Annotated in this window: 8 protein-coding genes and 1 pseudogene; all 9 read right to left on the bottom strand. The window is 53.9% G+C overall.

The genetic code is table 11. The features are described from left to right. Positions 1 to 2,116, bottom strand: a 2,116-nt coding sequence (locus AC4FIC_RS12040) for a vWA domain-containing protein (protein ID WP_476195012.1), incomplete at its 3' end; no start/stop codon positions are given. A gap of 167 nt (positions 2,117 to 2,283) precedes the next feature. Continuing rightward, positions 2,284 to 2,949: a YEATS-associated helix-containing protein gene (locus AC4FIC_RS12035; RefSeq protein WP_100257493.1), complete on the bottom strand. Its 666-nt coding sequence runs from the start codon at positions 2,947 to 2,949 to the stop codon at positions 2,284 to 2,286. A gap of 166 nt (positions 2,950 to 3,115) precedes the next feature. Continuing rightward, positions 3,116 to 3,502: a hypothetical protein gene (locus tag AC4FIC_RS12030; RefSeq protein ID WP_100257494.1), complete on the bottom strand. Its 387-nt coding sequence runs from the start codon at positions 3,500 to 3,502 to the stop codon at positions 3,116 to 3,118. A 12-nt stretch (positions 3,503 to 3,514) separates the two neighbouring features. Further along, complete coding sequence (locus tag AC4FIC_RS12025; protein ID WP_100257495.1) at positions 3,515 to 3,955, bottom strand: YcgN family cysteine cluster protein; 441 nt, start codon at positions 3,953 to 3,955, stop codon at positions 3,515 to 3,517. Positions 3,956 to 3,962: 7 nt separating this feature from the next. Beyond that, on the bottom strand, positions 3,963 to 4,238 hold the full coding sequence (locus AC4FIC_RS12020) for a YcgL domain-containing protein (protein WP_100257496.1): 276 nt from the start codon (positions 4,236 to 4,238) through the stop codon (positions 3,963 to 3,965). Further along, positions 4,228 to 5,376 (bottom strand): ribonuclease D, encoded by a 1,149-nt coding sequence (gene rnd / locus AC4FIC_RS12015; protein WP_158524356.1) that lies wholly within the window; start codon positions 5,374 to 5,376, stop codon positions 4,228 to 4,230. Before rnd ends, AC4FIC_RS12020 begins: the two co-directional genes overlap by 11 nt. After that, positions 5,363 to 5,974, bottom strand: a complete 612-nt coding sequence (gene recR / locus AC4FIC_RS12010) for a recombination mediator RecR (RefSeq protein WP_273286015.1) — start codon at positions 5,972 to 5,974, stop codon at positions 5,363 to 5,365. Before recR ends, rnd begins: the two co-directional genes overlap by 14 nt. 10 nt (positions 5,975 to 5,984) lie before the next feature. After that, positions 5,985 to 6,311 carry a YbaB/EbfC family nucleoid-associated protein gene (locus AC4FIC_RS12005; protein WP_100257499.1) on the bottom strand — a complete coding sequence of 109 codons (327 nt, stop codon included), beginning with the start codon at positions 6,309 to 6,311 and terminating at the stop codon, positions 5,985 to 5,987. Between the two features lie 3 nt (positions 6,312 to 6,314). Further along, a pseudogene (locus AC4FIC_RS12000) lies at positions 6,315 to 6,991 on the bottom strand (DNA polymerase III subunit gamma/tau); the annotation flags it as partial.

Below are 6,991 nucleotides of genomic sequence, written 5' to 3'. Positions count from 1 at the left end.
CCAGTACCGGATCATCGAGAACCGGCTCGACGGACACTTCATCGTCGAGAATAGGTTCATCGAGAACCGGCTCGTTGGCTGTGTCATCATCAAATACTGGATCATCGAGAATGGGTTCATCCGAAACCTCATCTTCTAGAATTGGCCCATCGAACTCTTCATCGTCGAAATCCGACAGATCCAGATCCAAGTCTGGCTCTTGGTTACTTAAATCGTCCAGGTCTGCAAATCCATCTAGATCTAATAGGGGGGCTTTGGCTTTTTTATCAAAAAACCGATAGACCAAGAAGCCAATGCCCAAAACAAGCAACCCGGGCACAACAAACAAGAGGTAGCTCAGCCAATTAGTTGGCTCCGCTGGCGCAGCATCGGGGCTTAGCTCCGCGGTGCCAACTTCGTCCAGAGCAGGCAGGCTAACTGTTAGGTCGACGGATATTTCGGCGAACTCGGGCATCGGATCTTTGACAAAGGCATCACTGTCGAGCAGCGGCGTCATCTCCACTGGCGGCATAATCTCGACCGGCGGTTCTAGCTCCGCTATTGGTTCGATATCCGCCACTGGCTCGACATCCGCCATCGGCGCCATCATATCCAGCGTCTCGGGGGTCATCGCCATGCCCGCTTCCCGCTCGGGCGGAATCATCAGATCGATGGTTTGGACCGGCAGCAAGCGCACGGAATCCTGATCGCGCACGCTCCCGTTGAGCGTCACCTGATAGGCATCGGGGGTAACATCATAGGGCAGTTGCCAGAGCCAATAACCACCCTGCTGCAGTTCAAATGACTGCGTTCGCGTCTGGCCGTTCAACTGATAGCTGGCCACCGCATCGATTGATTGGATAGTGCCCAGATATTGGTTGGGATAGAGCCGCCATTCATAACCGGAGCGGGTCATCAACACCTCAGACACAAAGGGGTCGACAAAACGCAGCTGAAGATCGATCAGCCGATTAAAGGTCCCGCCGTCGACGGTTAGCTCAACACTGGCCTCGCTGCTACTGGGCGCCGGCGCAAAGCGCGCCCGAATCTTGTCCTGTTCAATCACCACCGGCACGGCCTGACCGTCGACCTGCATAGTGGCCTCGATCAGCGCGGCCAAATCTGGACTCAAGGTTTGGCCCTTGGAGTCCAGCAACAAGGCCGTGAGATTAACTTGACTGCCTTTAGCCAGGGTCAAGGCTAAGGGTGAGGTCCAACTGAGATTAATATCCGAGCGCACGCGAATGCTGGAATCACCCTCGCGGGCACCCTTCACGCGCCATTGGCCGACCTCCGGCGCAATAACACTGACCTGGGTGAAGCCTCTGCCGACTCGCCAGCTTTGCTCCGCGGGGCTAACGGCCGATGTAATTTGACCGCTCGGAGATGCCAGAGTCACGGCACCCTCCTGGTGATACATCAGGACCGTTACCTCACGCACGCCGGGGTCAACCGTAAAGGCCTTGCCCTGCAACGCCAGCTGAGTGCTCGGATAAACCTCTGCCGCTAATTCGGACAGGGCCTTGGAGAGATCACTGGGTTGGTCAATTCTCTGATAACGTCCGCCCGTTTGTTCGGCCATCTGTTTCAATAGGCCATGATCGGCTTGGGCAGACATGGCCACGGTATGGATGCGTGCATTCGCGCGCACATAGGCCGGGACCAATTGGTTGAGAATGCGTTCACGCTCGATCGCATTGACCTCAGCATTGGGTGCGATATCGACCATACCGTCGGTTATCAGAACAATATGGGACGGCCCGGAATAGGACGCATAGTTAAAATCGAAGGCAGTATTTTCCAACGCGCGACCTAGGTTAGTGCGCATTGCAGGGCTATTTTGAGCCGCGATCTTGGTTGCGACTTCTGTGCGCCAAGCATCTGTTACCGTGCGATAAGGCACCAGCATGTTGACGTATTGCCCGAAGGTCCACAGGCCGGCGAATTCACCGTTCGGTATGGTGTCGGTGAGCAGCTCAATGGCATCCTTACGGGAGTTGTTAGGGTCGTTATCCGCCATACTTTTAGAAACGTCGAGCAGAATGCGAATATCCGCCTGAACCACCGATGCAAAGCAACAGACCAGCCATATTAGACCCGTCAACAATGGCTTAGGACCTATTATCGTGCTCGACATATAACGCCTGACAGCCATGTTTCAAACCTATAGTAACGAATGGGGTTTCCAATACCTAGATCGGCCGAACGCAGGTAAACTAAAGCGGCTTTTGGAAGATCAAGCCAAATAACAGCAAAAAGCCCCAGAAATGGGGCTTTTATCGCACTGCTCGGATCGGCATTGGTTTAGATCGAGGCCGCCAAGTAGCGTCGGCCTTTTTCAGTGATATACCAGCGAGTACCTTTCTTACTCAGTATTTTACCGGTCAGGTCGCGTGCCACTACAATTCCCAAAGTTTTGCTCAGGGTATGTTGATCCAGTCCACTCTCAGCGCAGAGGCCCTTGAGGCTGCGAAAGATATAGCGGCCATTGCCCAGGGCGGTCAACACATTGGTCGACGTGACATCGAGCTCGTCTTCCGGCGCTAAGGCAACCAACTCGGCAACATCATCGCTCTCAGTTTCCATCTCGAGCATCGGCTCAAGTTCGCGCTGCATCAGACGCAATTCAATCATTAACTCGTCGGCCTTTTTGCGCGCCAAGTGGGATTCCTGTTGAATGCGCTTGGTGACCGTGGTCATCGCAAATCGGCTGGTCCAAGCGGCAATCAAACAAAAGCCACCAAAAATCAGCATACCACTGGGGTCACCCTGACTGGCGACAACCAGGTCGCTGGAGACTAAAAACAATACCAAGGGCACCACAAAGGCACCAGCCAGTCCGCCGATCAGGGAGCGCGGCATACTCGTGCTGTCGGTGTCGGCCTGAGACTGCATATAGAAATTCAGTAAGCCACCAAATACACCAGCCATCAACATGATGGTCACTAATGCAAAAATATGATTGGCCATAGTTTTTTCTCACTCTAAACGGTTGAATTGAATATTTCTCGTCGGGCCGATCTACCAGCGCTGCGCGAAACGGTACTAAAGGAGCCAAAAGACTAGCCAGAAACGGTGCAAAAGTATAGCACTGCTTTTTGAAGGTTTAAGAGTCAAGGCCCACTGGCGGTGGCAATCAGTCCGCCTCGGCGGCATCTTCGGATGCCAACGAGCGGCGCTCAACCAGCTTTATATTTTGGATCTTGAGCACTATAGCAACGAAAACGATTAACCCCGAACCGAGCACAATGGCGTTAATCATCGCAGCCAAGACCTTGTAAGCGGAGTCCCAGCCCAGATCGAGAAAATCAAAAGCGGCGACTATAATGGCGGGGGCATAGTAGGGTTCCGGCTCCATGCCCTGCCATGGCGTGAGCACGACACACAAAAACACCCAGACCAGCCACCAGCGCAATGGCGGCCAGCTGATATAACGGGTTAGCTTCCACATCACGAGCCAAAACCCGGCAACACCCGCCAGATAAAACATCGCGGCATTCCAATACAAATCCTGATAAATCATGCCCAAAAGCCTTTATTGGTTATCGATAATATGATCTTGCCACTGGTCTTCTGGGATGCTGTTGTCGGCAATCAAGGTCATATGTTGCACCGATATATTCACCGCGTGAATCCGCTCGGGGTCGCCACTGACCAACGGATGCCAGGCCGGCAGATCCTGCCCCTCTGACAACAGGCGATAGGCGCAGGTCGACGGCAACCAGAAGAAATTCTCTACATCCTCAGGCTTTAGCCAGACGCAATTAGGGACCAATTCATGTCGATCCTGATACTGGGTGCAACTGCAATCATCGGCCATATACTGACAAACCACGTTGGTGTAGTAAACAGTGCCATCGTCTTCGTCTGCGAGCTTTTGCAGACAACACTTACCACAGCCATCGCAGAGCGATTCCCATTCACTCTGATTCATCTGCGCGAGCGTCTTACGTTTCCAAAATACTAAATCGGCCATGCTGGCGTTACCTATCCTTATTCATATCGAGCAGGTAGTCTTCTTTGGGCGGCGGCATTTGCAGATAGAATCCCTGCTCGGCGATCTGTGCTAAGACTTTGCTGGCATCGGCCCGGGCCAATTTCTTGTCAGCGGTCAGCAACATATCGGTGACCACAACAGGCCGGCCAAAGATTGTCTTTAAGCCTTCCGGCAGGTCTTCAAAGCGGTTCTTTTTTGCCATATACAGGTAGGCACCGGGGTCACGCGTGGAACGATAGATGCGCACGATTTCACGACTCATTGGGAAGCTCCCATTGTGCGTTGATCAACGCCGAGACCGAATCGACCAAAATGCCTCTGCGCCAACCGCTCAGGGCTTCGGGTAACTGGTATTGCCCATTCAGACTGCCACTGCGCAACCACATCTCCAGCGCCTTCCGACGCGCCAACAGCTCCACCGGGAGATTATGCAGTTCGGCCAATTCGGCCAGGTGATGGCGAATGGTCTTCAGTAAATCGGCTTGATCGGCTGGCAAGGGACCGTCGATCAACACCGGGTAATCCTGACGTCGGGTCGCCTCGGCTTGCTTGACCAGCTGGATAATGTCATCCCCATAGAGCCGTATCTTACGCGCCGGCAAGGGTAAGGCCTGTTGTAACTGGGTTCTGTTGGTGGGCATTTTTTCGGCGATAATAATAAGTTCCTTATCGGCGAGGATCCGGCCTCTATTGTAATTAGAGGCCTGTGCCAATACTTCCCGCCAAGCGGCTAAGTCCTTCAAGGCTTGCAACCGACTGCCCTTGAGTTTCCAACCGCCGCGTAATTTCAAATAGTAGTCTTCTGGCGCCACCGGTGTATAGCTGTCGACCTGGCGCTGACAATCTTCTATAACCCAATCGTAACGCTGCTGGGCGCGCAATTGCACGGCGAAAATCTCGTATGCCTGATAGAGCCAGTAGACGTCTGCCGCGGCGTACTCACACTGCTGGTCATCAAGCGGCCGCTTGAGCCAATCGCTGCGCGTGGCCTCTTTGGGTAAAAGGTGATCAAACAGCCCTTCCACCAGCTTGGCGTAACTCATTTGCACCGGATAACCTAAGAAACCGGCGGCAATCTGGGTATCAAAGACATTCACGATGGTCACGCCAACGCTGTGCTTGAGCACTTCGGCGTCTTCAGACATCGAATGAAACACCTTCACGATCGCCGGGTTAACCAAGATCGCCGCAAAGGGTTGCCAATCGGTGATGGTCAGCGGATCGATCAGCCAACTTTGTTCCGCTCGGCACACTTGAATAAGACCCAGGTAGGCGTGGAAGGTCTCAGTGCGCACAAACTCGGTATCCAGGGCCAACATAGCGGCCTCAGACCATAGCTCACAGACCTGCGCCAGTTCCTGATCGCTCTGAATCCAGGTGAATATGTCAGTCGAACTCAAGCCCAATCTCCTTTTTGTCCGTAATCGCATTGGCAATCACATGACTATCGACCTTATCTAAGGACCCACTGCGCATCTGAGCAAAGCGTATTCTTGAGCGCTTAACGGCCAGGGGTCGTAATTGTTCGCTGATATAGTGGGCGGTCGCTTCAGATTCCATCTGCTCATCGAGCGCCAAAATAACCTCACCAACGCCCTGCTCTTGCACCAAGGCGAGTAAATCGAAGAGGCCCAGTTGTTCCGGACCGACGCCATCAATGGGCGATAATACTCCATGCAGGACAAAATAACGGCCGCGAAAACGTTGCGCCATCTCCAGTCCGGCCTTATCGGCATCACTGACTACCACGCACACCACCTGCTGGTCACGAGCGCTATCGGCACAGACACTGCACAGATCGGTTTCGGTTAGAGAACGGCACGCTGGGCACTTATGGACCCGACTCAGGGCGGCCTGCAAGGCTTGACTTAAAGCCTGGGCAGCATTGTTGTCGCGCTCCAGCAGATGCAGTGCCATGCGTTGCGCTGAGCGGCTGCCCACACCGGGCAAGGCTTGCAGGGCATGAATGAGCGTATCGGTCGCAGGTGTATAGGACATCAAAAATCCTTTAAAAGGGTAACTTCATGCCCGGTGGCAGGCCCATACCGGCGGTCACAGATGACATCCGTTCTTTACTGGCACTGTCGACCTTGCGCACCGCGTCGTTTACCGCAGCAGCGAGCAAGTCTTCGAGCAATTCCTTATCTTCTTGCATTAGGGAATCATCTAAACTGACGCTTTTTACATCATGACGCCCGGTCATAACCAGGCGCACTAGACCAGCACCGGCCTCACCCGTCACTTCCATACGGTCCACTTCAGCCTGAATTTGTTGCATTTTTTCCTGCATTTGCTGGGCTTGCTTCATCATATTGCCCATGCCACCTTTCATCATCTTCTAGTCTCCTGACGGTATTGGATTGTGGATCGGCTGGGCCGATTCACGATTAAGTTCGGCGTCAAACTGGTCCACCAGCTGATTGAAGAAAACATCGTTTTTCAGATGGTTGTAGGCCTTGTCGCGGGCGACAAGGACCAGTTGGTCGACCCACAGCTGGGGGGTTTTCTCGACCGGCTTAAAATCATGGTGCAACTCACAACAGCCGGGCAGCCAGGTGCCAATCACCGCCAAGAAACGCTCCAGGTGATTATCGGTCATCACTTTCTTGTAATTCGGGGAAATATTCAAGGTCAACATGCGACCGTCAAAGGCGACCCACTCGCTGTGCGCAAAAAGGGTCTTGGTCATACCGATCAAACCTAAGCGATGCAGGGTAACCTGCCACCAATGGGTTGGATCTTGCTGCAGGTCGACCACCGGCCATTGAGCTTTTTCCAAACCGGTTAGCGTTTGAGTAGCGGGCTCGGGTGCGTCGACTGCAACCGCCGGCAATGCGGGCTCAACAACAGCCATCCTGCTCTTGAGCACTGCTGTTGGTTCGAGTTTCGGGGGCTCGGACGGGCTATCAACCGGCCACGGTGGACTGGTCAGAGCGACGTCGGGGCTGGCACTCGCCTGTGGCTCTGACTGTGGCTCTGACTGTGGCTCTGACTGTGGCTCTGACTGTGGCTCTG

The sequence above is a fragment of the Reinekea sp. genome (assembly GCF_982785585.1).
The sequence above is the reverse complement of the archived record's forward strand: the minus strand, read 5'-3'. Positions and strand labels throughout refer to the sequence as shown.

Coding starts and splice junctions, on each gene's coding strand:
- AC4FIC_RS12035 (WP_100257493.1), bottom strand. CDS start 2,949: ATGGCCAATCATATTTTTGCATTAGTGACCATCATGTTGATGGCTGGT.
- AC4FIC_RS12030 (WP_100257494.1), bottom strand. CDS start 3,502: ATGATTTATCAGGATTTGTATTGGAATGCCGCGATGTTTTATCTGGCG.
- AC4FIC_RS12025 (WP_100257495.1), bottom strand. CDS start 3,955: ATGGCCGATTTAGTATTTTGGAAACGTAAGACGCTCGCGCAGATGAAT.
- AC4FIC_RS12020 (WP_100257496.1), bottom strand. CDS start 4,238: ATGAGTCGTGAAATCGTGCGCATCTATCGTTCCACGCGTGACCCCGGT.
- recR (WP_273286015.1), bottom strand. CDS start 5,974: ATGTCCTATACACCTGCGACCGATACGCTCATTCATGCCCTGCAAGCC.
- AC4FIC_RS12005 (WP_100257499.1), bottom strand. CDS start 6,311: ATGATGAAAGGTGGCATGGGCAATATGATGAAGCAAGCCCAGCAAATG.